The organism is Alcanivorax sp. (assembly GCF_017794965.1).
Classification (GTDB): domain Bacteria; phylum Pseudomonadota; class Gammaproteobacteria; order Pseudomonadales; family Alcanivoracaceae; genus Alcanivorax.
Genome location: NZ_CP051240.1, coordinates 2,272,110 through 2,296,873, shown reverse-complemented (window position 1 = coordinate 2,296,873; position 24,764 = coordinate 2,272,110). Strand labels below are relative to the sequence as shown.

13 protein-coding genes, 2 tRNA genes and 3 rRNA genes are annotated in these 24,764 nt (G+C 56.5%); 17 read left to right on the top strand and 1 reads right to left on the bottom strand.

The genetic code is table 11. The annotated features are described in order from the left end of the window. Positions 1–306 precede the first annotated feature (306 nt). The 17 genes from HF945_RS10130 to rrf all read left to right on the top strand — a co-directional run bounded on the left by HF945_RS10130 (position 307) and on the right by rrf (position 24,305). Complete coding sequence (locus HF945_RS10130; RefSeq protein WP_290522491.1) at positions 307–900, top strand: TetR/AcrR family transcriptional regulator; 594 nt, start codon at positions 307–309, stop codon at positions 898–900. Next, positions 897–1,085 (top strand): hypothetical protein, encoded by a 189-nt coding sequence (locus HF945_RS10125; protein ID WP_290522490.1) that lies wholly within the window; start codon positions 897–899, stop codon positions 1,083–1,085. Before HF945_RS10130 ends, HF945_RS10125 begins: the two co-directional genes overlap by 4 nt. 262 nt (positions 1,086–1,347) lie before the next feature. After that, positions 1,348–1,423, top strand: a tRNA-Val gene (locus tag HF945_RS10120). A 27-nt stretch (positions 1,424–1,450) separates the two neighbouring features. Continuing rightward, positions 1,451–1,527, top strand: a tRNA-Asp gene (locus HF945_RS10115). Between the two features lie 714 nt (positions 1,528–2,241). Continuing rightward, positions 2,242–3,603, top strand: coding sequence for a hypothetical protein (locus HF945_RS10110; RefSeq protein WP_290522489.1), 1,362 nt, complete (start codon positions 2,242–2,244; stop codon positions 3,601–3,603). 121 nt (positions 3,604–3,724) lie between these two features. Further along, positions 3,725–4,798 (top strand): cyclic nucleotide-binding domain-containing protein, encoded by a 1,074-nt coding sequence (locus tag HF945_RS10105; protein ID WP_290522488.1) that lies wholly within the window; start codon positions 3,725–3,727, stop codon positions 4,796–4,798. Between the two features lie 60 nt (positions 4,799–4,858). Next, on the top strand, positions 4,859–5,749 hold the full coding sequence (locus HF945_RS10100; protein WP_290522487.1) for an NAD(+) kinase: 891 nt from the start codon (positions 4,859–4,861) through the stop codon (positions 5,747–5,749). Positions 5,750–5,881: 132 nt separating this feature from the next. Next, on the top strand, positions 5,882–6,154 hold the full coding sequence (locus HF945_RS10095) for a DUF1315 family protein (protein ID WP_290522486.1): 273 nt from the start codon (positions 5,882–5,884) through the stop codon (positions 6,152–6,154). Between the two features lie 227 nt (positions 6,155–6,381). Continuing rightward, positions 6,382–8,727, top strand: a complete 2,346-nt coding sequence (locus HF945_RS10090; RefSeq protein WP_290522485.1) for a hypothetical protein — start codon at positions 6,382–6,384, stop codon at positions 8,725–8,727. Positions 8,728–8,832: 105 nt separating this feature from the next. Further along, entirely contained in the window at positions 8,833–11,439 is a 2,607-nt protein-coding gene (gene pepN / locus HF945_RS10085) for an aminopeptidase N (RefSeq protein ID WP_290522484.1), read from the top strand. A gap of 209 nt (positions 11,440–11,648) precedes the next feature. Next, positions 11,649–13,667 (top strand): DUF1302 domain-containing protein, encoded by a 2,019-nt coding sequence (locus HF945_RS10080; protein WP_290522483.1) that lies wholly within the window; start codon positions 11,649–11,651, stop codon positions 13,665–13,667. Between the two features lie 45 nt (positions 13,668–13,712). After that, positions 13,713–15,122: a DUF1329 domain-containing protein gene (locus HF945_RS10075; RefSeq protein ID WP_290522482.1), complete on the top strand. Its 1,410-nt coding sequence runs from the start codon at positions 13,713–13,715 to the stop codon at positions 15,120–15,122. A gap of 116 nt (positions 15,123–15,238) precedes the next feature. After that, positions 15,239–16,381 (top strand): YCF48-related protein, encoded by a 1,143-nt coding sequence (locus HF945_RS10070; protein ID WP_290522481.1) that lies wholly within the window; start codon positions 15,239–15,241, stop codon positions 16,379–16,381. Between the two features lie 10 nt (positions 16,382–16,391). Continuing rightward, a complete protein-coding gene (locus HF945_RS10065) occupies positions 16,392–18,761 on the top strand; it encodes an MMPL family transporter (protein ID WP_290522480.1) in 2,370 nt (789 codons plus the stop codon). A gap of 472 nt (positions 18,762–19,233) precedes the next feature. Continuing rightward, positions 19,234–20,774: ribosomal RNA gene (locus HF945_RS10060) — 16S ribosomal RNA — on the top strand. 336 nt (positions 20,775–21,110) lie between these two features. After that, a 23S ribosomal RNA gene (locus HF945_RS10055) occupies positions 21,111–24,000 on the top strand. A 189-nt stretch (positions 24,001–24,189) separates the two neighbouring features. Beyond that, positions 24,190–24,305: ribosomal RNA gene (gene rrf, locus HF945_RS10050) — 5S ribosomal RNA — on the top strand. The 16S, 23S and 5S rRNA genes sit together here, the layout of an rRNA operon. Positions 24,306–24,564: 259 nt before the next feature. On the opposite strand, the gene HF945_RS10045 is transcribed toward rrf, so the two are convergent. After that, complete coding sequence (locus tag HF945_RS10045; protein WP_290522479.1) at positions 24,565–24,726, bottom strand: hypothetical protein; 162 nt, start codon at positions 24,724–24,726, stop codon at positions 24,565–24,567. Between the last annotated feature and the right edge of the window lie 38 nt (positions 24,727–24,764).

Here is a 24,764-nt window from a genome sequence, read left to right as displayed (position 1 = left end):
GGCTCCATTTGCCTGTTTGAGCATGGTTTCGTAAGCTACCAAGCAAGCGCTTGGTTTGTAAAGGGCTGAGAAGCGTAGTTGAAAGTTCAAAGTTTAAAGTTGAAAGGCGCGAGTGAGGATAAGGAGCCAACCATTCCGCGCTTGAGCCGCGCCGCCGCGAAAGTGGTTCGCGGGCAAAGCCTGCCAGGTTGGCAAGGCACGCCCCGCGCTTTTCAACTTTAAACTTTCAACTTTGAACTCGTCCCCAGCCTTGCTGCCCATCGCCTGGAACCGGGATAATGCGCGGCTTAATTGATGAGGGTAACAATGGCTGAATCACTGGCAATCAATGGAATTGATGATTCTCCCCGCGGGCGACTGCTCAGCGCGGCGGCGCATCTGTTTCGGGACAAGGGGTTTGACCGGACCACGGTGCGGGACATTGCGGCGGCGGTGGGGATCCAGAGTGGTTCGATCTTCCATCACTTCAAGAGCAAGGAAGACATCCTCTACGCCGTGATGGAAGAGGTGATTCATTTCAATACTGCCCGTCTGGAGCAGGCCGTGGCCGGCGAGCCCACCGCTGAGGGGCAGTTGCGTGCGCTGATTCGCGCCGAGCTGCAGTCGATTGTGGGGGATACCGCGGAAGCCATGACAGTGATGGTGACCGAGTGGCGCTGCCTCAGCGAAGACAAGCAGCGCAAGGCATTGGCCCTGCGTAGCATTTATGAGCAGCTGTGGCTGGATGCCCTCAATGCGCTGCATGCCGAGGGTGCCTTCCGGGATGGCCCCTTCATCATGCGCCGTCTGCTTACCGGCATGACCGGCTGGACCCCCAACTGGTTCGATCGCGATGGCCCGCTCAGTCTGGATGACCTGGCCGACATCATGCTGGCGCGGGTGATCGGAGAGAAATCATGATCGGCAATGCCATGGCCTGGGGCCAAGCCGGCTACACCATCCTGGAAGAGGGCGAGCTCAATCGTGACACCTGGGCCCTGGATATCCACCACTATCTGATCGCCAAACCCAACGGCGACAACCTGCCCGGGCGCTATACGCTGGAAGAGGCCAAGGCGAAGATTGAGGCCCTGGAAAAAGAGTAGCGACAAGCAGCAAGCTACAAGCTACAACGCGATCAGGTGCCGGGGGGGGGCGAGAATGGCTGCGGCCGCGAACCGGGCTTGAGCGCGGCGATAATCCTGGAAAACCCACCGGCGGATAAGCCGTGTTGCAGCTTGAAGCTTGTAGCTTGCTCCTTTTTTAGCCGTTTCGACCATTTTGTAGGCAAACGATCATTTTTCTGAAAAAAGCCGTTGACACCCCCGGCCCAATCCCTAAAATGGCGCCCACTTCGCAACGCGATGCGGGTGGTTAGCTCAGCTGGGAGAGCATCTGCCTTACAAGCAGAGGGTCGGCGGTTCGATCCCGTCACCACCCACCAAAATTTGAAGAATTCCGTAAGGAATGTGGAGCGGTAGTTCAGTTGGTTAGAATACCGGCCTGTCACGCCGGGGGTCGCGGGTTCGAGTCCCGTCCGCTCCGCCACTATTCAGCATCAAAGGCTCTCCGAAAGGAGGGCCTTTTTTGTTTCTGGAGACGCTGCACGCACCACGCTTCACGCAGCACGCCCGCTTTTTTTCGCCGTTGTCTTGCCTTTAATCTTCCCGTGTTGCGTGAAGCGTGCTGCCTGTTGCGTCTCTTAATGAACTTGTCACGTTTCCCCTGTCTAATCCTTCTCACAACATGTGAAAAGACCAAACCGATAGCAAAACGATAGAAGGAAGAAACCATGGAAGAGCTGTTTGAAGAGCGCCTCGAAGAGCGCCAGATGATGGAAAGCCTGGAAGAGTGGCTGGAAGAAGATGGCTGGGCAGACGACGGCGAGGAATTGTAATCCTCCCGTCTCGGCCCGTACGTGTTTCTGGCATGTCTTTTTCTCCAGTCTGATCCTTCCCTCCCCTCCCCCCTCCTCTCGATCCCTGTCCAGCTGAAAGCGCCTCTTTCAAGGAGAATCGGGTTCAGTTGATGCATTTTCCCGTTCAAGTCTCACAACGTGATCCCGGTTGTGGTTGTCCTGGTCTGTCTGCGGCATCCTAGGCAGTTGATGAATGTGCTTTTTTTTGCGAGCCATTCAGGCCACACTTTGATTTTCGGGGCTGACTATAATTGGCAGCATTCTGACTCTGGGCGTCACTTTCTGGGTGTGTCGACCCGGGGCAGGGGCCAACTAAAATAATTTCAGGGAAAGGAAAGGCACACATGTCTGCATCTGCAGTGACGTCCGAAGCCATTCTGTTTTTTGATCATCGGGGCATCAGCAAGAGCATGCTCTACTCGGATTTCGAGGCCATTCTGGATGGCATGGTCGGGGTACCCGAATTTGCCGATAAGGAAGTCCGTGGCGCCTACTGTCTGGTCAATGGTCACTTGAGAGTCAGGGCGTTGGTGTTGTTCACCATCGATTTCGACGAAGACGGCATGGCCGATACCACCTGGAACGTGCCGCTGCGACACCTTGCCGAGCATGGCGCGCAGGGCCCTGATATGGGGGCCGGTCCTATTCGTCTGGCGTGCCGCAGTCAGTGTCCGGTCGCCTGGCATCAGGATCAGCTGTGGGATCCGGGCATGAAACCGGGTGCCAATGATTTCATCGCCATCCGGGATCTTATCCGTGAGCGAGGCCCCAAGATGGGCCTGGAAGTGGCCGATGACATGGAGCCGGTGGCGCCGTCTGCCGCGCCTCCTGTGCTCCCCACCATCACGCCGGATGATGAAGATACCCGCAAACAGGACGATGAGGAGCGGGTCCGGCTGGCGCGGATCATCAAGGAACTGCGGTTGCGGGTCCAGACACTGGAGAACTCCCAGAGCGAGGAGGTCGGCAAGCTGCGCTACGCGGCCCAGCAAAAAGAAGAGATCCTCAATGCCCAGCTGGAAAAGGTGCTGGGCCAGTTCAAGGCCCTGAAGGCCCAGAGCGGCGCCCTGCGGGAGCAGAATGATTCGCTCAAGGCCCAGGTCATGAGCCTTAACAAGAGTCTGGAAGAGCAGACGCTTCAGAGTGCGAGCCAGGGCAGCGAGTTGGAGGTGCTTACCGAGCAGTACAAGCTGGCACTTGAGCAGCGCCTGGAAGAGGAGCGGGCAAAGCTGTCCGAGGAGATTCACGCCAAGGAAATGGATGTGCTGACCCGGGACGATCTGATCAGTCAGCAGAAGGAGGAGATCGCCGAACTCAAGCGCAACCAGACCCGCGAAGCCAGCTCCGGGGCACAGAAAGTGCTGGAAAAGCTGGAAGATCTGGGGCTGAGCTTTATCGCCTTTCACCCTGGGGCCGGGCATATCTCGATCCCCGCTGAGCAGATTGCCGAGTATATGGAAAATCCGGTGGCCTTTGCTGCGCGCAAATGTCTGGTGACCGAGGATCACTACCGGGCCTGGCTGGCTCATTATGAAAATCCGGTGTGTCAGGTCAGCGCAGGGATGGAAGGGCAGGTATGCGGCAAACGGGTGATCCGTGTGGAGGTCCCCAACCAGTTCAAGCCCGGCGTTTCAGACCGCAATGCCAACCGTTGCCCGAACTGCAGGAATGACTCCGCCATCGATAATGTGCTGAAGTTTCGGTAAACAAAAACTGTGAACTAGTTCCCTGGAATCAGGAAGTGGTCGGCTTTTTGCAGTAGTTCGCAGTAGTTAGTCTGGATATAACCAGAAAGCGCGTGATCAAAAAGACCGGGGAGCGGCAGTTATGGCGCGAGAATCCATTGATAAGAGCCTTTTGCAGACGTTTGTGCCAGTCAATGCACTGTCTGGCGACCAGCTGGACTGGTTGCTGGATCAGCAGGAGGTGTGCCGCTATGTGTCAGGTGATGTGCTTTTTTCGTTAGGTGATGAAGATAACACCACCATTTACCTGCTGAGCGGCAAGGTGGAACTCACTGACGAGAATGGCAATACCGAACAGGTCAGCGCGGGTGACTCTGCTTCCTGGCATCCTCTCGATCACGCCCAGCCGCGGCGAAGCACCGCTCGTGCGGTTGGTGAAGTCAGCGTGGTCCGCTTCGACAGTTTCCGGCTGGATACCATCCTCTCCTGGGATCAGTCCGCCGGTTATGTGATTCTCGACATCAATGCCAACTCGGCATATCAGAACGACCGCGAGTGGATGATCCGTCTGCTTCGTTCCAAGCTGTTTCACCGGGTACCGCCCACCAATATTCTGGAAATCTTTCGCCGTCTGCGTGCCTATCGGCACAAGGAAGGGGATGTGATCATTCGCCAGGGGGAGGCGGCCGATTGCTGTTATATCCTCAAGGAAGGCGTTTGCGAGGTGGCCGTGAGCATGGGGGACAATGAGCCCACCCCGGTGGCCATGCTGGAAGAAGGGCAGTGGTTTGGTGAAGAAGCGCTGCTATCCGGCAAACCGCGTAACGCTACCGTGACCATGGCCACCGATGGTGTACTGATGCGTCTGGACCGCAAGGATTTCGATGCCCTGCTGCGTGAGCCCATCATCAATACCCTGCCGGTGGACAAGGTACAGGACGCCATCACAAAGGGGGCCAGTTGGCTGGATGTGCGCACCAGCGATGAGTTTGACCAGGGGCACCTTGATGGCGCCTCCAATATGCCGCTCAACGTATTGCGCCTGAAATCCCGGCTTCTGGACCCTTCCCGCACCTACGTGACCTACTGCGATACCGGAAGGCGTAGCGCAACCGCGGCATTTTTGTTAAAAAACGCCGGCCTGGATGTGATCGTCCTGGATGGCGGCCTGAATGCCAATGCTGCTACCCTGAACGAGAGCATGACCCAGGGGTGATCGCTGCTGACGGTAGCGGCCCCCGCAACCGACAGCAGCCGCCGCTGCCCCGGGATCACTGTGGTTCACGACAAGTTTCGCAACATCGGTCTGATTGCCCGTTCAGAAAGTGAGCAGGCGCTGTATTCACTGCGCCAGCTGATTCACTTCCTGCACGGCCGTGATTGCACCGTCATTCTCGACAAGAACATCATCGACAACCTGCCAGAAATGGGTCTGCAAGGCGCCACCCCTGCACAGATGGGGGAGGCCTGCGATCTGGTCATCGTGGTCGGTGGTGACGGCAGTCTGCTGGGCGCCGCCCGTACCCTGGCGCGCTACAAGGTGCCGGTTCTGGGGGTCAACCGCGGCCACCTTGGCTTCCTTACCGATATTCTTCCCTCTGAAATCGAGTCCCGTGTGGGGCAGGTGCTGGACGGGGAATACACCACCGAAAAACGGTTTCTGCTGGACCTGGAGGTTCGTCGCGGCAAGACAGTGGCGGGCGAGGGGAGTGCTCTCAATGACGTGGTACTGCTGTCCGGTGACAGCGTGCACATGATTGATTTCGAGCTGGGTATCGATGGCCACTTTGTCTACGGCCAGCGTTCCGATGGTCTGATCATTTCCACGCCCACCGGCTCCACCGCCTATGCGCTTTCCGGTGGCGGGCCCATCATGCACCCCAAGCTGGATGCCATGGTGCTGGTGCCGCTCAACCCGCATACCCTGACCAGCCGTCCTCTGGTGGTGGCCGGGGATTCGGAAATCAAGATTCACATCACCACCGAAAAAGTGCGTCCGCTGGTCAGCTGCGATGGGACCGAGGGTATTCGTCTGCAAGTGGATGATGTGCTGGTGATCCGCAAGAAGCCCCATCGCCTTCACCTGATTCATCCCCCGGGCCATGACTTCTATCAGGCCTGCCGCTCCAAGCTGGGCTGGAGCACCCGGCCGGGTGATAACAACTGAAGAGCAGTGAATAGTTAATAATTAATCGTTAATAGTGAAATTCAAAAGACAGGCAACTGCTTCTCGTAGGGCGGAAATCGGCGTGGGCCGATCTCCGCCAATCGGCGGGGCATCTTTCTACCGGAACAAACCATGACCTACCAAAGCTTTGAAGACTTGATTGCCTCCATGACTCCTGAGATCTGCGACAACATGCGCCGTGCGGTGGAGCTGGGGAAATGGCCGGATGGCCGTGTGCTGACCAAAGAGCAGCGGGAAACGTGTATGCAGGCGGTGCTGGCCTGGGAGGCAAAGAATCTGCCTGAAGACCAGCGCACAGGCTATATGGAGCAGGCTTGCAAGAGTGAGGAGAAAGACAGCGAAGAGCAGCCGGTAACCCTGCGCGGACCAGACACGCTGCAGTGATGATAACGTGAGCCGTGACCGACGGGTCATCCTTTTATTGGCCCTTCGGCGCATTTTGCTTTCTACTGGCATTGGTCGGTGGTATTACATACTGTATTCTTCTTACCAGGGCCAATTCCGGGCTAGGTAAATTTTATTTAGCCGAAAGGACCAGCAGACTGCCTGTCTGTACCGATATTTTGCCCCCTGGGTAATAGAATTAAATAACAAACGGTTCGGGAGACCACATGCATATTTATAAGAAAGTACTGCCTGTCGCAGTTGCTATGGCTCTGACTGCCTGCGGCGGCGGTAGCGATAGCGTAGAGGACCAGAGCCAGGGTTCTGCCTCTCTTGGTACTTATCCCAAATTCAATCCGGTGACCTCGGATCTGCCTCTCAATACAGACCTGATTTTTGCCGCGGCGGCCACCAGTGACGGCACGGCCAACGTGGGTGTGGCTACCAATCCGGTGGAAGCAGCGCTGAACGGGATTGACGGTTTCTCCACCAATGCCTATTTCGATATCGCTTTTGAAGGCAGCATTGATGCGGAGTCCCTGTGTGTTCCCGGTGGTTGTGAAGGGTTGCCGAACGTATTTCTGGTGCCGCTGGATACTGGCGAAAACGATGCCCTGGATCCGGCCAATATCGTAGGGGTTGATAGCGCCGCTTTTGCCAGCACGGGTATCAGCGCCTCCGTGGTTTCCCTGGATGGCGGTACGGATAACGTGCTCCGTATTGCTCCCCTGAAGCCGCTGCTTCCCAAGAGCAAGTACCTGGTTTTTGTCACCAATAGCGTGCTGGATACCAACGGTGATCCTATCCAGCCGTCTACCGCCTACGATCTGTTGGGTGAAAATGAGCCCGCTGTGGCAGGTGATCTGGCTGCCGTGCGCGGCGCCATTCAGGGCTGGGAAACCATTGCCAGTGGTCTTCTGGCGACCTTGTCTGGCGGTATGTTGCCCGTAGACGCGGCCAAGGCCAGCGTGGCTATTTCCTTTACCTTTACCACCACCGATCCGATTGCGCCGTTGGTGGGTATGGCGGCCCCGCGTGCTGGTCTGGCGGGCCTTGGTGTGCCCTCCCAAAACATTGATGGTCTGCAGGCGGGTGGTCTTCTGTCCACGCCGGTTGCCTCTGAACTGGTGGGTGTTCCGGCTGCAACCGCTACCGATATTGGTGGTCTGACTGGTTTGCCGGCCAATATTGCCAACCTGTATACCGGTTACATTCAGCTGCCCTATTACCTGACCACCCCTGAAACCACTACCAGTGCCAGCTATACCCAGGACAGCTGGGTGCCCGATGCCACCTTGGCGGCAAATCTGGGCATGAGTGTTCCCCAGGATGTGGATGGCTCTACCAACGTTACCTACCGCTACCCGTTTGCCACGGAGCAGAGCCTGGAAACCGTGCCGCTGCAAGTGACTCTGCCCGGGTCCGCTGCGGGTGGTGGTAACTGTTCAGCTCCTTACCCGGTGGCGATTTATGTTCACGGTATCACCAGCGATCGTAGCTCCGTGGTTGCGCTCGCTCACGCCTTGGGTAATGCCTGTGTGGCAACGGTGGCCATTGATTTGCCGCTGCATGGTGTCACCAATGACACAGGTTCTGCGCTTTATGGCCTGAATGTGGAAAACCCCGAGGGTCTGGGGGCCGCCTTTGCTGGTCTGGGTGAAGACGCGCCCCGTGAGCGGCACTTCAATGATGCTGCAGGCTCCGGTGGGCAGTTCATCAATCTGGGGGTGCTGCAGAACACCCGTGACAACCTGCGTCAGGGGGTCATGGACCTGCTTAACCTGAACGCCAGCCTGGATGCGATCAGCGCCAATCTGGACGCGCAGATGCTCGGGACTCTGGATACTTCTAACGTGAAAGTGGTCGGTGTATCCCTCGGGGGGATTGTGGGGTCCGTGTATGCCACTGTGAACCAGCTGGCGATGGGCGCCGAAGCCCAGGCCGGTTTTACCAGCAACCTGAAGCCGGTTGCGGGTGTGGTGGCGTCTGCGGCGGGTGGTCAGCTCTCTCAGGTGCTCTCCAATTCCCTGGCTCTTGGTCCCACTGTTAACGCGGGGCTGGCTCAGGCGGGTGTCAACCAAGGCACCTCGGACTATGAGAAGTTCCTCTATGCCGCTCAGAGCACCATTGACTCTGGCGACCCGGTGAACTTTGCCTCCACGTTGTCCGACCTTGGTGTGCCGGTATTGATGCAGCAAATCGTGGGTGGAGGTGATGCCAGCGCGCTGGGTGATACCAAGACCTACACCGCTGACAAGGTGATCCCGAACAGCGTTGAAGGGGCTCCGTTGGCGGGCACCACTCCGTTGGCGACGCTTGCTGGTGCCTCCTTGCCGAGCAGTGTTCCGGGGACGGCCTCTGCGAATCTGCTGATCAATCTGGCTATTGGGCATCACGGCTCCCTGTTGCGCCCCAGTGAGGATGGCGTAACCGAGGCTACCAATGGTGAAACGCTTGCCACAGGCGAACTTCAGACCGAGGTGGTTACCTTTGTTCTGAACCCTTCCAGCATTTCTGTTGGTACGGCGGGCGAGGGTGCCGCGTCTCTGTTTGTCGAGACTGCAGCGCCCTGATATTTCGTTCATCGCTGAAAACGACAACACCCCGCCTTTGGCGGGGTGTTGTCGTTTTGGGGACGCGTTAAACTGTCTGCATCTTTCCTTGTCTGGAGTTGTTGAATGGAAACTGCCCACGCTGCTGCAATCACCACCCGTCTGGCTGACTATCAGCCCCCGGCCTACCTGGTGGATAGCGTGACGCTGGACGTGGATATCCGCCAGGGTGTCACCACCGTCACCAGCGAGCTCGCATTGCGACGCAATCCGGAGGCGGGAGAGACGGATTCCATGGTCTTCAATGGTGAGGGGCTGACCCTGGTCTCGCTTTCCCTGGACGGGCAGCCACTGGAGCAAGGCAGTTACCGGTATGAAAACGGGGAGCTGACGTTGGCAGGTTTGCCGCCGCAAGCGGTGCTGAAAACCGTCGTGGAGATTGATCCGGAAAACAACACCGCCCTGGAAGGGCTATACATGTCCAATGGCATGTATTGCACCCAGTGTGAAGCCCAGGGGTTCAGACACATTACCTTCTTCCCGGATCGCCCGGATGTGCTGTCCCGTTTCCGGACCACCGTGCGGGCAGACAAGCAGCGTTATCCCCTGTTGTTGTCCAATGGCAACCCGGTGGATCAGGGCGAGGAGGGTGATCGCCACTGGGTCACCTGGGAGGATCCGTTCCCGAAGCCCTGTTACCTGTTTGCCCTGGTGGCCGGTGATCTGGCCTGCCTGGAAGACAGCTTTACCACTGTCTCCGGTCGCGAAGTGGCGTTGCGCCTTTACGCCGAACACCGGGATCTGGACAAGCTGGACCACGCCATGGCGTCCCTGAAGAACGCCATGCGCTGGGATGAAGAGACCTATGGTCGGGAATACGATCTGGATATCTACATGATCGTGGCGGTGAGTCATTTCAATATGGGGGCTATGGAAAACAAGGGCCTCAACATCTTTAACACCTCCTGCGTGCTGGCCCATCCCGCCACCACTACCGATGCGGGGTTTCAGCGGGTGGAATCCGTGGTGGCCCATGAGTATTTCCATAACTGGTCCGGGAACCGGGTCACTTGCCGTGACTGGTTCCAGCTGAGCCTCAAGGAAGGCTTTACCGTATTCCGCGACCAGATGTTCTCTGCTGACATGAATTCCGCTGCGGTGCAGCGGGTGAACGATGTGGATTTTCTTGTTAACCACCAGTTCCCGGAAGATCAGGGGCCCATGGCCCATCCGGTGCGCCCCGCTGAATACCAGAAGATCGACAATTTCTACACGCTGACCATCTATGAGAAGGGCGCCGAAATTGTCCGTATGCAGTATCACCTGCTTGGGGCTGAGGACTTCCGCAAGGCCACGGACCTTTACTTTGACCGTTTCGATGGGCAGGCGGTCACCTGCGATGATTTTGTGGACTGCATGGAAGCGGTGTCTGGCCATGACATGACACAGTTTCGCCGCTGGTACAGCCAGGCGGGCACCCCGATTCTGTCGGTGACGGCAGGGCAGCAGGGCAGCGACTATGTGCTGACGTTTCGGCAGCATACCCCGCCCACGCCGGGCCAGACAGACAAGTTGCCGCTGGTCATTCCGGTACGCCTGGCACTGTTGGACCCGCAGGGTGAGCCGGTCGCGCTGGACGGTGACGGCCTGCGGGAAACGGTGCTGATTCTGGATGCACAGGAGCAGACATTTCGCTTTCCGGTGAAGGCGGATGTGACCCCATCGCTTCTGCGTGGTTTTTCGGCGCCAGTGGTGCTGGAATTCGATTACACAACCGATCAGCTGGCCACCTTGCTGGCCCACGATACGGATGGTTACTGTCGTTGGTCTGCTGCCCAGCGTTTGTACTTTGCGGCACTGGATCGTCTGGTGATTGGCAAGGGACGGGCGGCAGATGAAGCCGCTGTGCTGGCGCCTGTGCTGGAGCAGGTGATCGAGCGGGCAGGGGAGGACCCGGCACAGGCTGCGCTGTTGTTGACGTTACCTTCCGAGGTGGCGCTGGGTGATCGTCATTCCCCGCTGGACCCTGCAGTCATTCATGTGGCCCACCAGCAATTAAAGCAAGCACTGGGTGTCGCCCTGCAATCCCGTTGGCTGTCCCTGGCAGAAAACCTGTTGGCTACCGAACTGGAGATGGATGGTGTGGCCATGGGACGCCGGCAGTTGCGTAATCTGTCGCTGGATTACCTTGCTGCTGGCGGACACCCGGAGGCGGGAAGGATTGCTGTGGAGTTGTTTGAGTTACCGCTTTGCATGTCGGAAGAACTGGGCGCGCTGCGGGTCCTGGTGCATCACGGTTTGCCTGGCGCCGGTCAGGCGTTGAAACAGTTCGCCGAAAAATGGAAAGAAGAAGCTTTGGTAATGGATCAGTGGTTCTCGGTACAGGCTTCCGCTCCTGGAGAGGCCACGATTGATACCGTGGAGCAGCTTCTTGCCCATCCTGATTTTGACTGGAAGGTGCCTAACCGGGTGCGCTCTGTACTGGGTGCCCTGGCCGGAAGCAATCCCTCTGCATTCAATACTGACAAGGGCTATCGGTTGTTTGCCCGGGCCTTGTCCACGGTGGATGGCCTGAACCCACAGATTGCGGCACGCATCGCCAATGCCGCTGCCCGCCTGCACCGGCTTGAGCCGGGCCGGCAAGGAGCTTTTCGGACGCTGCTGCAGGATGTCAGTGAGCAGGCATCCCCCAATCTGAAAGAGGTGCTGGAGCGTATCCTGACTGGAAAATAGTCATAAATTGCATATTGAGATGCCCAAAATTAAAACGTGACCGGCCGGTCGTAAATCGCTCCTCAGGGGGGATTTATTTTGGGTTTCAATGTGTAAGAATTAGGTATTAGCTGTCTGTGGCGTGTTTCAGTAGGAAAGATGGGATCTGAATCCGTATAGGGACACGGCAGCAAGAACAATAAAGCCATTTGGCAACTCGGAGTAGCTACATGAATAATAACCACCTGCGTAAAACCAGGCTGGCGATGGCTGTCGCCAGTATCACTGCCCTCGGGGCTCTCTCTGCGCCGGCCTCGGCGGTTGAACTACGGTTTGAAAATTCTGACTGGCAAGGTCGCCTGGACACCACGGTTTCGGTAGGTGCGTTGTTCCGTACGGAATCCCAGGATGCCATGTTGGCCGCCACCGATGATGTGGTTGCCATGACCAGTCGGGGTTTCGGTTCCCAGATCAACAAGAACGATGCCAACAACAATTTCGATACCGGTCTGGCATCGCTGGTCTACAAGATCACCCCGGAACTGGATCTGAACTGGCAAGGCCAGTACGGCCTCTTCCTGCGCGGTACGGCGTTCTATGATCAGCAGATCATGGGTGGCGGCCATGACGGGGGCGACCTGTTTGCCTCCGCGCCTTACCCGGGCGCCCAGGGTTTCCAGCGTTATGCTACCTACTCTGACTACGCCAACAATGGCATCGGCGATGATTTTACCAGCGACGCTGAGCGTTATGCCGGTGAGCGGGCACGTATTCTGGATGCGTATGTGTGGGGTAACTTTGACCTGTTCGAGCGTCCGTTGAATGTTCGCCTGGGTCAGCAGGTTATCAACTGGGGCGAAGCGCTGTTCATGCAGAATGGTGTCAACACTGCCAACTACTTCGATCTTAATGCCCTGCGTCTGCCGGGCTCCGAGATCAAGGAAGCCTTGCTCCCGCTGAACAGCCTCTACTTCTCCTACGGCCTGACCTTCAATGCCACCGTTGAAGCCTTCTACCAGTTTGACTGGAAGAACTCTGAAGATGCTCCGACGGGCACCTACTTCTCTACCCATGATGCGTTCCCTGGCAAAGGGGCTGATCACGTTATTATCGATGGACGAGTGGTTGCACAGAGCGCAGCAGCTGCCGGGCTGGTTCCGGGGCCAGGCTTTATCGAGCCAGCATTTGCTGCTTACACCGCAAGTGCCTACGGCGCGGATTACCAGTACGAAGCGACCCAGGTAACCGTGGATCGCATCCGTGACAAGGAAGCTTCCGAGAGCGGTCAGTTCGGTCTGGCCTATCGTTACTTCGCCGAAGGCCTGAACGGCACAGAGTTCGCGGTGTATTACACCCGTACCCATGCCAAGACCCCGATCGTGGGTGCCCGATTGAACCAGATCAATGCGGCGGGTCCTGCTGGAGCGCCGGAGACTATCGACACCACTGAGTACCAGATGGCCTACGTTGAAGATCAGGACATGATCGGTGCGAGCTTCAACACGGCGGTGGGTAACGTTTCATTCGCGGGTGAAATTGCCTATCGGCCTAACCGTGCCATCATCAATGAAGTGGGTGATAACCTGATCCAGAACCTGGCAGGTGTTGCGGTGAACGCGACGCCGACAATCGCTGATTTCACTTCTCACTGTGTGCGAATGGAGCTCGGCGGTAGCTGTCTCGATGGTTCCCGGAGTGTTGAGGCCGGTCAGCTTTATTACTTCTATGATGAAGTAGATAGCTACAACGGTTCTCTGGTGAACATCTTCAACTTCGGTCCTACATTTGGTTCCGATGGTCTTGTCGCTCTTTTGGAACTGGGCGTAGAGCATATTGATGGCCTGGAAACCCCGGATCAGTACTACAACTCCACAGCGGCGATTCTTGGTACCGAAGCGGACATCCTCAACGGTAACGGCGATGGGGTGGTCGAGAGTAGCGAGACAGATGATTATGATCTCGATACCACCTCATGGGGTTACCGTGCTGTGGTCAAGGCAGACTACAGTAATGTCTTTGCGGGTGTATCCATGAGTCCGAGTGTACGTATTGCCCACGACGTGGATGGCAATTCCCCCATCGGTGGCAACTTCATGGAAGGCCGTAAAGCAGCCACTCTGGGTGTGAATTTTGTGTACTTGAACAACCTGGAAGTGGCCATGTCCGGTACCACCTTCTGGGGTGCTGATTACTCAAACAAACTGGCCGACCGAAACAATGCTTCGGTTTCTGTTAAGTACTCTTTCTAAATTTTTTGCGGGCCGCGTTGCGGCCCGGTTTATCGGAGAGCAATCATGTTGAAGAAATTGACCGCAATGGGCAGCGCACTGGCGCTGTCTCTGAGCGTGGCGGCCAATGTACAGGCGGCCGTTCCTGCTTCCGAGGCCGCCAAACTTGGCAAGAGCCTCACCCCGTTCGGTGCCCAGGTGAAAGGCAACGGCAAGGCCATCTCCACGGGTCTGGGCATTCCGGACTGGACTGGCGGTATTCAGCGCAACGACATTCCCAAGAGCTACACCCGTCCGGGGCAGCACCATCCGGACCCGTACGCCAGCGAAAAGCCGGTATTCACCATTACCGCACAGAATGTAGAGCAGTATGCCGACAAGGTGCCGGATGGCGTGCAGGCCATGCTCAAGACCTATCCGGATACCTTCAAACTGAATGTGTACCCGAGCCACCGCTCTACCTCTGCGCCGCAGTGGGTTTACGACAACACCAAGAGCAATGCCACCAAGGCGGAGCTGGGTGAGACCGGCGTAAAGGATACCTTCGGTGGTATTCCGTTCCCGATTCTCAGCGGTCCTAACGAAGACCAGGCCCTGCAGGCGATCTGGAACCACATCCTGCGCTGGCGTGGTTTGTACGTGGTGCGTCGTGCCTCCGAAGTGGCAGTACAGCGCAGTGGTGCCTACTCCCTGATCACCTCCCAGCAGGAGATCTACTTCCGTTACTACGATCCGAAGTACAACTACGAGACTCTGGATAACGTACTGTTCTACTACCTGTCCTTCACCAAGGCGCCGGCACGTCTGGCCGGTGGTGCGGTACTGGTACACGAAATGCAGGATCAGAAGAAGATGCCGCGTCAGGCCTGGGGCTACAACGCCGGTCAACGTCGTGTTCGTCGTGCGCCGAACCTGGCCTATGACACCCCGATCGCTGCAGCGGATGGCCTGCGTACCGCCGACGACACCGACATGTATAACGGTGCGCCGGACAAGTACAACTGGAAGCTGGTGCACGCCAAGCCGGTGGAAATGTTCATCCCCTACAACAACTACAAGATGGATAGCCCGGACGTAAGCTACGAGACCCTGCTGCAGAAAGGTCATGTGAACGCTGATTATCAGCGTTGGGAACTGCATCGCGTGTGGGTTGTGGAAGCGACTCTGAAAGACGGCGAGCGTCATATCTACAACAAGCGTCGCTTCTACATTGATGAAGACTCCTGGCAGATCGCCGCCATCGACCAGTACGACCGTCGTGGCGAGCTGTGGCGTGTCAGCCTGGCTTACATCAAGAATTACTACGAAGTGCCGGCACAGTGGACTGCGCTGGATGTCTTCCACGATCTGCGTGCCCAGCGTTACCACGTACAGTTCCTGGATAACGAAGAACCGTCGATCCTTGACTACAGCCAGCCGGTACCGGATGACCGCTACTTCCATCCGGCCGCACTGCGTCGTCGTGGTCGTGGTTAATGAAGTAACAATGCTTGCCGTGTGAGCGGCAGCAATAACAGGACGACCGGGACCCGCATGGCTCCCGGTCGTTTTGTGCTCGGTTCTGGTTCAGAACCTCGGGAAGAGATGGGACGATGAAAAAAATAATGGTTTTGGCCGTTTCGGCCGCGCTGTCTGCAACTGCGCAGGCAGAATTTGTTGCAAGCGATTCCCCACTGGTGAAGGCAAACAGTTTCCTGGATCTGGCAGATGCAGGCGGACGTATTGTTGCCGTGGGTGATCGTGGAAAGATTCTTTACTCCGACGATGAGGGCGCACACTGGCAAGTGGCGGCCTCACCGACAGAAGTGCTCTTGACCAGTGTCTGCTTTGCAGACGCTCGCCATGGCTGGGCCGTGGGCCACGATGCTCTGGTGCTGGGCACCACCGACGGCGGTGAGACCTGGAGCCTGCAGTACAGTGACCCCCTGGGTGGCGATGGCACTGGCGATGATGGCAGCAGTGATGACGACATCGCTGTGGATGATCTGTCCATGGATGATCTCTATGGCGATCCCTATGCGGACGATCCTTATGCCGATGATATTTACAGTGACGATCCTTACGGGGACGACATGTACAGTGATGACCCCTACGCGGATGTGGGGGGCGGCAGTGCCGGGCCGGTTGACACCTCCGGTGCTCCGCTACTGGACGTGCATTGCGAAAGCCGTGACCGTGCCGTTGCCGTCGGTGGTTATGGGTACTATCTGGAAACCACAGATGGCGGCGCCAACTGGTCCAAGAATCTGGAAGGCCTTAACAACGGTGATGGCTGGCATCTGTATGACATGACTGCGGCGGCCAATACCTCCACCCGTTACCTGGTGGGTGAGAAGGGCGCCATGTTCCGCTCAATGGACCAGGGTGCCAGCTGGGAGCGTGTCAAGAGCCCCTATAGCGGTACCTTCTTTGGTGCCATTACGCTCTCTGATGCCAAGGCGCTGGCGTATGGCCTGCAGGGCAATATCTGGCTCACAGGCAACCGGGGTGTCAGCTGGAGCAAGGTGCCCAGCGGGTTGTCCCGAGGCGTGAACGATGGTGCGGTGCTGGAGGATGGCACCGTGGTGCTGGTCACCAATGCCGGCGGCATTCTCACCAGTCACGATCAGGGTAAGAATTTCTCCTTGCGGTACCTGCCGGGCCGTGAATCCATCTCCGCAGTGCTTCCCCTTGAGGGCGGCGGCATCCTGGTCGCTGGTCAGGGTGGTCTGCGCGTGATTGAAGACGTGAAATAAGGGGCTCAGCATGTCAGGTAGCATTTCTCAAAACATTGCCGGCGCCTTGTTCAAGGCGCGCATGGTCGTGCTGTTCCTCTTCGTGGCGTTAACGGCACTGCTGGGGTTTCAGGCGTCCAAGATCGAACTGAACACCGATATCAGCAAGATGGTTCCGCTGGACCATCCCTATATCCAGAATTATTTCGAGCACAAGAATGACCTTAGTCTGGGGAACGATATCCGTCTGATCGTGGCGGAGACCCAGGATGAGGACATCTTCAACGATGACTACATGATGGCCCTCAAGGAGATCACCGATGAGGTGTTCGCGCTTGAGGGGGTCGACCCCAGCAAGATCAGTTCCCTGTGGACCAGCAACATTCGCTGGAACGAGGTAACAGAGCAGGGGTTCCAGGGTGGGGAAGTGATTCCTGCCGGTTACGATGGCACTGAGCAGAGCCTGGAGCAGCTGCGCACCAACGTGCTGCGTTCCGGCCAGGTGGGCCGGCTGGTGGCGGACAACTTCCAGTCCAGCATTGTGCATGCCTACCTGCTGGATGCGCTGGGTGACGATGGCGTGGATATCCCCGCCTTGTCAGCGAAGCTGGAAGAGATCCGTCAGACCTATCAGGACAAGTACCCCAATGTGCGTATTCACATTGTCGGGCTGGCCAAGAAAGCCGGTGACGTGATGTCGGCGGCCCAGGAAGTGGCCATGTTCTTCTTCCTGACGCTGGGCCTGATCGCGGTACTGCTGCTGCTCGATACCCGTTGTATCCGCAGCGCGCTCACCGTTACCGCCTGTTCCTTCGTGGCGGTCATCTGGCAGCTGGGGATCGTCAGCTCCCTGGGCTTTACCATCGATCCCTATTCCATGCTGGTACCGTTCCTGGTGTTTGCCATTGCGGTGTCTCACGGGGTGCAGATCGTCAATACTCTGGCCAATAATGTGGCCGGTGGCCTGTCGCCGCTGGATGGCGCCAAATCCACCCTGCAGTCACTGATGGTGCCGGGCATGGTGGCGCTGGTGTCTGATGCTATCGGTTTCCTTACCCTGTACATCATTGATATTGGTGTGATCCGTGAATTGGCCATGGCGGCCAGTATCGGTGTGGCGGTGATTATTATCACCAACCTGATCATTGTGCCCATGCTGCTGTCCTACTTCGGGGTGAGCGGTGCTGCGGTACGCAAGATCCAGGCTGGCGAAAAGAAAGATCATCCCCTGGCGGGGCTTTTTGCCCGCTTTACCCGCCCGGGTATGGCAGCGGCCTCGGTGCTGCTGGCGGTGGTCGGTTATGCCGGTGGTATTTACCTGAGCCAGGAACTCAAGATTGGTGACCTGGACAAGGGGGCGCCGGAACTGTGGCCGGACCCGTGTGAAGATATGGACTGCCCCCGTGGTTACGAGCCCAAGGACCGTTATCGCTACAACCATGACGTGAACTTCCTGGTCTCCAACTACTCGGTCAGCGCCGATGTACTGGTGGTGATGGGCAAGACGCCGCAGGAGGCCTGTAATACCTATCAGGCCATGCAGGCTGCAGATGACATGGCGTGGGCATTGCAGAATGTTGAAGGCGTGCAGGACGTGGTGACCATTGCCTCGGCCACCAAGATGATCTCCACCAACATGAATGAGGGCTCCATGAAGTGGGCCACCATTTCCCGGGATCAGTATGCACTCAACAACGTAATGAGCTTCATGCCGGACAGCCTTTACAACCTGGACTGTTCCCTGACGCCCATCTACGTGTTCCTGGATGACCACAAGGCCGAGACGCTGGACCGGGTCACCCGGGCCGTGGCGGACTTTTCCGAGACCCGTAACAACCCGGATGTCATCGAGTTCAAGCTGGCCTCCGGGAATGCGGGTGTGGAAGCAGCCACCAACCAGACCATCGAAGCCAGCCAGTATCCAATGCTTGCCCTGGTCTACGCAGTGGTCTCCGTGCTGGTGCTGATTGCCTTCCGCTCTATTCGGGCTGTGATCTGTATCATCGTGCCGCTGGGCTTGACCTCTATCCTCTGTCAGGCGCTCATGGCGCAGATGGGCATCGGGGTGAAAGTGGCGACCCTGCCTGTGATCGCCTTGGGCGTTGGCATCGGGGTTGACTATGGTATCTATATCTACAGCAAGTTGTCCGAGTACCTGAAGCAGGGCATGGATCTGGAGTCGGCCTACAAGGAGACACTGAAGACCACGGGCAAGGCGGTGGCATTCACCGGTATCACCCTGGCAGTAGGCGTGATCTTCTGGGTGTTCAGCTCCATCAAGTTCCAGGCGGACATGGGCATCCTGCTCACCTTTATGTTCCTGTGGAACATGATCGGTGCCCTGTGGTTACTCCCGGCATTGGGTCGTTTCCTGCTCAAGCCGGCCAGCGCCGCGAAATAACCGGCGCGCTGATTTCGTTGGTTGTGTGTGCAAGCCCGGCGTAAGCCGGGCTTTTTTTGTGCCGCTTCACGGCCGCAACAGGCTTCACGCAACATGCGGCACGCTCCAACCGGCAGGCGCGAACCTGAGCGGAAAAGGGCCTGATCGGCCGGCGTTTTGGTCCAAAAATGATCAGAAAATCGACTGATTGAAGGAAATTTCACTTTCTTGCCCATGAGGGGCAAAAAGGTGTTGACGCCCCCGGAAAAATCCCTAGAATGCGCACTCCTCGACGGGGCAACAACGCGAAGCGCGGCGCCGGACGAGACGCTCTTTAACAATCAGGCAAGCAAACGTGTGGGACCTGTTCGGGACGAGATCTTTAAAAGATTTCAGTTCTGAACGAGTCAACAAAGTTTTTGTTAATTCAGATGACGAACTGAGCATGCATTAAGTGCTCCTCTCTATGAGAGGCCACTTTAAACGCTTTTCTTAACTGAAGAGTTTGATCATGGCTCAGATTGAACGCTGGCGGCAGGCCTAACACATGCAAGTCGAGCGGAAACGATGGTAGCTTGCTACCAGGCGTCGAGCGGCGGACGGGTGAGTAACGCGTGAGAATCTGCCCATTTGTGGGGGATAACTCGGGGAAACTCGAGCTAATACCGCATAATCCCTACGGGGGAAAGCAGGGGACCTTCGGGCCTTGTGCAGATGGATGAGCTCGCGTCGGATTAGCTAGTTGGTGGGGTAAAGGCCTACCAAGGCGACGATCCGTAGCTGGTCTGAGAGGATGATCAGCCACACCGGGACTGAGACACGGCCCGGACTCCTACGGGAGGCAGCAGTGGGGAATCTTGGACAATGGGGGCAACCCTGATCCAGCCATGCCGCGTGTGTGAAGAAGGCCCTAGGGTTGTAAAGCACTTTCAGCAGGGAGGAAGGCTTACTGTTAATACCGGTGAGTACTTGACGTTACCTGCAGAAGAAGCACCGGCTAATTTCGTGCCAGCAGCCGCGGTAATACGAAAGGTGCGAGCGTTAATCGGAATTACTGGGCGTAAAGCGCGCGTAGGCGGTTTGTTAAGTCAGATGTGAAAGCCCCGGGCTCAACCTGGGAACTGCATTTGAAACTGGCAGGCTAGAGTGCAGTAGAGGGAGGTGGAATTTCCGGTGTAGCGGTGAAATGCGTAGAGATCGGAAGGAACACCAGTGGCGAAGGCGGCCTCCTGGACTGACACTGACGCTGAGGTGCGAAAGCGTGGGGAGCAAACAGGATTAGATACCCTGGTAGTCCACGCCGTAAACGATGTCTACTAGTCGTTGGGGATCTTAGTATTCTTGGTGACGAAGTTAACGCGATAAGTAGACCGCCTGGGGAGTACGGCCGCAAGGTTAAAACTCAAATGAATTGACGGGGGCCCGCACAAGCGGTGGAGCATGTGGTTTAATTCGATGCAACGCGAAGAACCTTACCAGGCCTTGACATCCTGCGAACTTTCTAGAGATAGATTGGTGCCTTCGGGAACGCAGTGACAGGTGCTGCATGGCTGTCGTCAGCTCGTGTCGTGAGATGTTGGGTTAAGTCCCGTAACGAGCGCAACCCTTGTCCTTAGTTGCCAGCACTTCGGGTGGGAACTCTAGGGAGACTGCCGGTGACAAACCGGAGGAAGGTGGGGACGACGTCAAGTCATCATGGCCCTTACGGCCTGGGCTACACACGTGCTACAATGGGCGGTACAGAGGGCAGCGAAGTCGCGAGGCCAAGCAAATCCCTTAAAACCGTTCGTAGTCCGGATTGGAGTCTGCAACTCGACTCCATGAAGTCGGAATCGCTAGTAATCGTGGATCAGAATGCCACGGTGAATACGTTCCCGGGCCTTGTACACACCGCCCGTCACACCATGGGAGTGGATTGCACCAGAAGTAGTTAGTCTAACCTTCGGGAGGACGATTACCACGGTGTGGTTCATGACTGGGGTGAAGTCGTAACAAGGTAGCCGTAGGGGAACCTGCGGCTGGATCACCTCCTTAACGACAAAGATCTCCGTCCTGTTCAGGGCCCACACGTTTGCTTGTCTGTTGGTTAAAGTTGCCGGCAAGAAGCCGGAAACAAGTGATTCCCCTTCCTTGTGAAGAGAGTCGGATTATTTGTTTCCGGTTTTTTAATCGGTCTCATATTTGATGATATGAGAAGCTCTTTAACAATTTGGGAAATGAGAAGTCCAAGTATTCATTGAGAATGCAAGCGTTAGAGACTTTCTGACACTTGTGTCTTTATGGTGAATCGTTATCACGATGAAAAAGCCTGGACGGGATTGGAGTTGTTGGTCGAGAGGTCAACGATGAAGAGACTGTTTTGGGTTATATAGTCAAGTGATTAAGCGTACACGGTGGATGCCTTGGCAGCCAGAGGCGATGAAGGACGTTGTAGCCTGCGATAAGCTTCGGGGAGTCGGCAAACAGACTTTGATCCGGAGATTTCCGAATGGGGAAACCCACCTGTCATAAGGCAGGTATCACATACTGAATCCATAGGTATGTGAAGCGAACGAGGGGAACTGAAACATCTAAGTACCCTTAGGAACAGAAATCAATTGAGATTCCGTCAGTAGCGGCGAGCGAACGCGGATTAGCCCTTAAGCTTGTGAATGATTAGGAGAACGGTCTGGGAAGGCCGGCCATAGTGGGTGATAGCCCCGTATCCGAAAATCTGATCAAGTGAAATCGAGTAGGTCGGAGCACGTGAAACTTTGACTGAATGTGGGGGGACCATCCTCCAAGGCTAAATACTCCTGGCTGACCGATAGTGAACCAGTACCGTGAGGGAAAGGCGAAAAGAACCCCGGAGAGGGGAGTGAAATAGAACCTGAAACCGTGTACGTACAAGCAGTCGGAGCCCTCTTGTAGGGTGACGGCGTACCTTTTGTATAATGGGTCAGCGACTTAATTTCAGTAGCGAGGTTAACCGTTTAGGGGAGCCGTAGGGAAACCGAGTCTTAATAGGGCGTTGAGTTGCTGGGATTAGACCCGAAACCGGGCGATCTATCCATGGGCAGGTTGAAGATGCGGTAACACGCATTGGAGGACCGAACCGACTACCGTTGAAAAGTTAGCGGATGACCTGTGGATCGGAGTGAAAGGCTAATCAAGCTCGGAGATAGCTGGTTCTCCCCGAAAGCTATTTAGGTAGCGCCTCGGACGAATACCACTGGGGGTAGAGCACTGTTTCGGCTAGGGGGTCATCCCGACTTACCAAACCGATGCAAACTCCGAATACCAGTGAGTACTATCCGGGAGACACACGGCGGGTGCTAACGTCCGTCGTGGAGAGGGAAACAACCCAGACCGCCAGCTAAGGTCCCCAAATTCCAGTTAAGTGGGAAACGATGTGGGAAGGCTCAGACAGCTAGGAGGTTGGCTTAGAAGCAGCCACTCTTTAAAGAAAGCGTAATAGCTCACTAGTCGAGTCGGCCTGCGCGGAAGATGTAACGGGGCTAAAACTGGATACCGAAGCTGCGGCAGTGACTTATGTCACTGGGTAGGGGAGCGTTGTGTAAGCCTGTGAAGGTGTGTTGAGAAGCATGCTGGAGGTATCACAAGTGCGAATGCTGACGTGAGTAACGATAATGGGAGTGAAAAACTTCCACGCCGAAAGACCAAGGTTTCCTGCGCAACGCTAATCGGCGCAGGGTGAGTCGGCCCCTAAGGCGAGGCAGAAATGCGTAGCTGATGGGAAACAGGTTAATATTCCTGTACTTCTTATAACTGCGATGGAGAGACGGAGAAGGCTATGCCTACCGGGCGTTGGTTGTCCCGGGGAAAGGCTGTAGGCTGAGAACTTAGGCAAATCCGGGTTCTTAAGGCTGAGAGTCGAGACCACTGGTCCTTTGTGACCGGGAAGTGGTTGATGCCATGCTTCCAGGAAAATCTTCTAAGCTTCAGGTTATAAGGAACCGTACCCCAAACCGACACAGGTGGTTGGGATGAGTATTCTAAGGCGCTTGAGAGAACTCGGGTGAAGGAACTAGGCAAAGTGGTACCGTAACTTCGGGAGAAGGTACGCCGCTGACGGTGATGGGATTTACTCCCTAAGCTATCGGCGGTCGCAGTGAAAAGGCCCCTGCAACTGTTTATTAAAAACACAGCACTCTGCAAACGCGTAAGCGGACGTATAGGGTGTGACGCCTGCCCGGTGCCGGAAGGTTAATTGATGGGGTTAGCTTCGGCGAAGCTCTTGATCGAAGCCCCGGTAAACGGCGGCCGTAACTATAACGGTCCTAAGGTAGCGAAATTCCTTGTCGGGTAAGTTCCGACCTGCACGAATGGCGTAATGATGGGGGCGCTGTCTCCACCCGAGACTCAGTGAAATCGAAATCGCAGTGAAGATGCTGTGTACCCGCGGCTAGACGGAAAGACCCCGTGAACCTTTACTACAGCTTCACAGTGGACTTTGAGCCTGCTTGTGTAGGATAGCTGGGAGACTTTGAAGCAGTGACGCCAGTCATTGTGGAGTCGTCCTTGAAATACCAGCCTGGCATGTTTGAGGTTCTAACCCAGGCCCGTTATCCGGGTCGGGGACATTGTGTGGTGGGTAGTTTGACTGGGGCGGTCTCCTCCCAAAGAGTAACGGAGGAGCACAAAGGTACCCTCAGCACGGTCGGACATCGTGCAACGAGCGTAAAGGTAGAAGGGTGCTTGACTGCGAGACCTACAAGTCGAGCAGGTGCGAAAGCAGGTCTTAGTGATCCGGTGGTTCTGTATGGAAGGGCCATCGCTCAACGGATAAAAGGTACTCCGGGGATAACAGGCTGATACCGCCCAAGAGTTCATATCGACGGCGGTGTTTGGCACCTCGATGTCGGCTCATCTCATCCTGGGGCTGAAGCCGGTCCCAAGGGTATGGCTGTTCGCCATTTAAAGAGGTACGCGAGCTGGGTTTAGAACGTCGTGAGACAGTTCGGTCCCTATCTGCCGTGGGCGTTGGAGATTTGAGAGGAGCTGCTCCTAGTACGAGAGGACCGGAGTGGACGAACCTCTGGTGTTCCGGTTGTCACGCCAGTGGCATTGCCGGGTAGCTAAGTTCGGACGGGATAACCGCTGAAAGCATCTAAGCGGGAAGCCTCCCTCAAGATGAGATCTCCCTGGGAACTTGATTCCCCTGAAGGGCCGTTGAAGACCACAACGTTGATAGGCGGGGTGTGGAAGCGTTGTAAGGCGTGAAGCTAACCCGTACTAATTGCCCGTGAGGCTTGACTATATAACACCAAAGCAGTCCCTTGGCTCCAGGCCACAGGACAGCGTAAAGACAGTGTGTCAGAAGTCAGCTTGCTACAGTGAATAGCAAACTTCTCGTTCCCAATTTGGCTTTGCCGGTCAGTCGAGTCGTCGACCGGTAAGGCAACTTATTTGGTCCTCCTGATCTCATCAGGAAAACCAAACCAGTTTGCCTGACGACAATAGAGTGTTGGAACCACCTGATCCCTTGCCGAACTCAGAAGTGAAACGACATATCGCCGATGGTAGTGTGGGGCTTCCCCATGTGAGAGTAGGTCATCGTCAGGCTCTTAAATATAAAAGAAGGCCCCTCAGCGCATTATGCTGACGGGCCTTTTTTTATATTTGATTCGCTGCGCTCACCCTTCGGGCCAGCCTGAAAAGCGGCTGTTCGGCTTCGCAAGCGAAGCACGTGGATACGGTGAACTCCTCTCCCTACCTCGCGACAAAGTCGCCATGTGACAAGCGATGCACCGCAGGTGCCAGCTTGGTGCGCCGAAGGCGTCCCGCAGGGATGACGAGCTTGCCTCGTCACACAAGTAGGTCATCATCCCGCCAGACGCCAGACGCCAGACGCCAGACGCCAGACGCCAGACGCCAGACGCCAGACGCCAGACGCCAGACGCCCAAAGCCCAACACCAGCACCAGCACCAACACCAACACCGCCCCCATACAAGCCTGCCTGCAGGCGATCTTCACCCAAGCCATCGCGTGCAGGCACGCTCCCACACTGCCGTGGGGATCCA

Bases quoted from the DNA above. Each gene is read 5' to 3' on its own strand.
- HF945_RS10130 (WP_290522491.1), top strand. From the start codon at position 307: ATGGCTGAATCACTGGCAATCAATGGAATTGATGATTCTCCCCGCGGG.
- HF945_RS10125 (WP_290522490.1), top strand. From the start codon at position 897: ATGATCGGCAATGCCATGGCCTGGGGCCAAGCCGGCTACACCATCCTG.
- HF945_RS10110 (WP_290522489.1), top strand. From the start codon at position 2,242: ATGTCTGCATCTGCAGTGACGTCCGAAGCCATTCTGTTTTTTGATCAT.
- HF945_RS10105 (WP_290522488.1), top strand. From the start codon at position 3,725: ATGGCGCGAGAATCCATTGATAAGAGCCTTTTGCAGACGTTTGTGCCA.
- HF945_RS10095 (WP_290522486.1), top strand. From the start codon at position 5,882: ATGACCTACCAAAGCTTTGAAGACTTGATTGCCTCCATGACTCCTGAG.
- HF945_RS10090 (WP_290522485.1), top strand. From the start codon at position 6,382: ATGCATATTTATAAGAAAGTACTGCCTGTCGCAGTTGCTATGGCTCTG.
- pepN (WP_290522484.1), top strand. From the start codon at position 8,833: ATGGAAACTGCCCACGCTGCTGCAATCACCACCCGTCTGGCTGACTAT.
- HF945_RS10080 (WP_290522483.1), top strand. From the start codon at position 11,649: ATGAATAATAACCACCTGCGTAAAACCAGGCTGGCGATGGCTGTCGCC.
- HF945_RS10075 (WP_290522482.1), top strand. From the start codon at position 13,713: ATGTTGAAGAAATTGACCGCAATGGGCAGCGCACTGGCGCTGTCTCTG.
- HF945_RS10070 (WP_290522481.1), top strand. From the start codon at position 15,239: ATGAAAAAAATAATGGTTTTGGCCGTTTCGGCCGCGCTGTCTGCAACT.
- HF945_RS10065 (WP_290522480.1), top strand. From the start codon at position 16,392: ATGTCAGGTAGCATTTCTCAAAACATTGCCGGCGCCTTGTTCAAGGCG.
- HF945_RS10045 (WP_290522479.1), bottom strand. From the start codon at position 24,726: ATGGCTTGGGTGAAGATCGCCTGCAGGCAGGCTTGTATGGGGGCGGTG.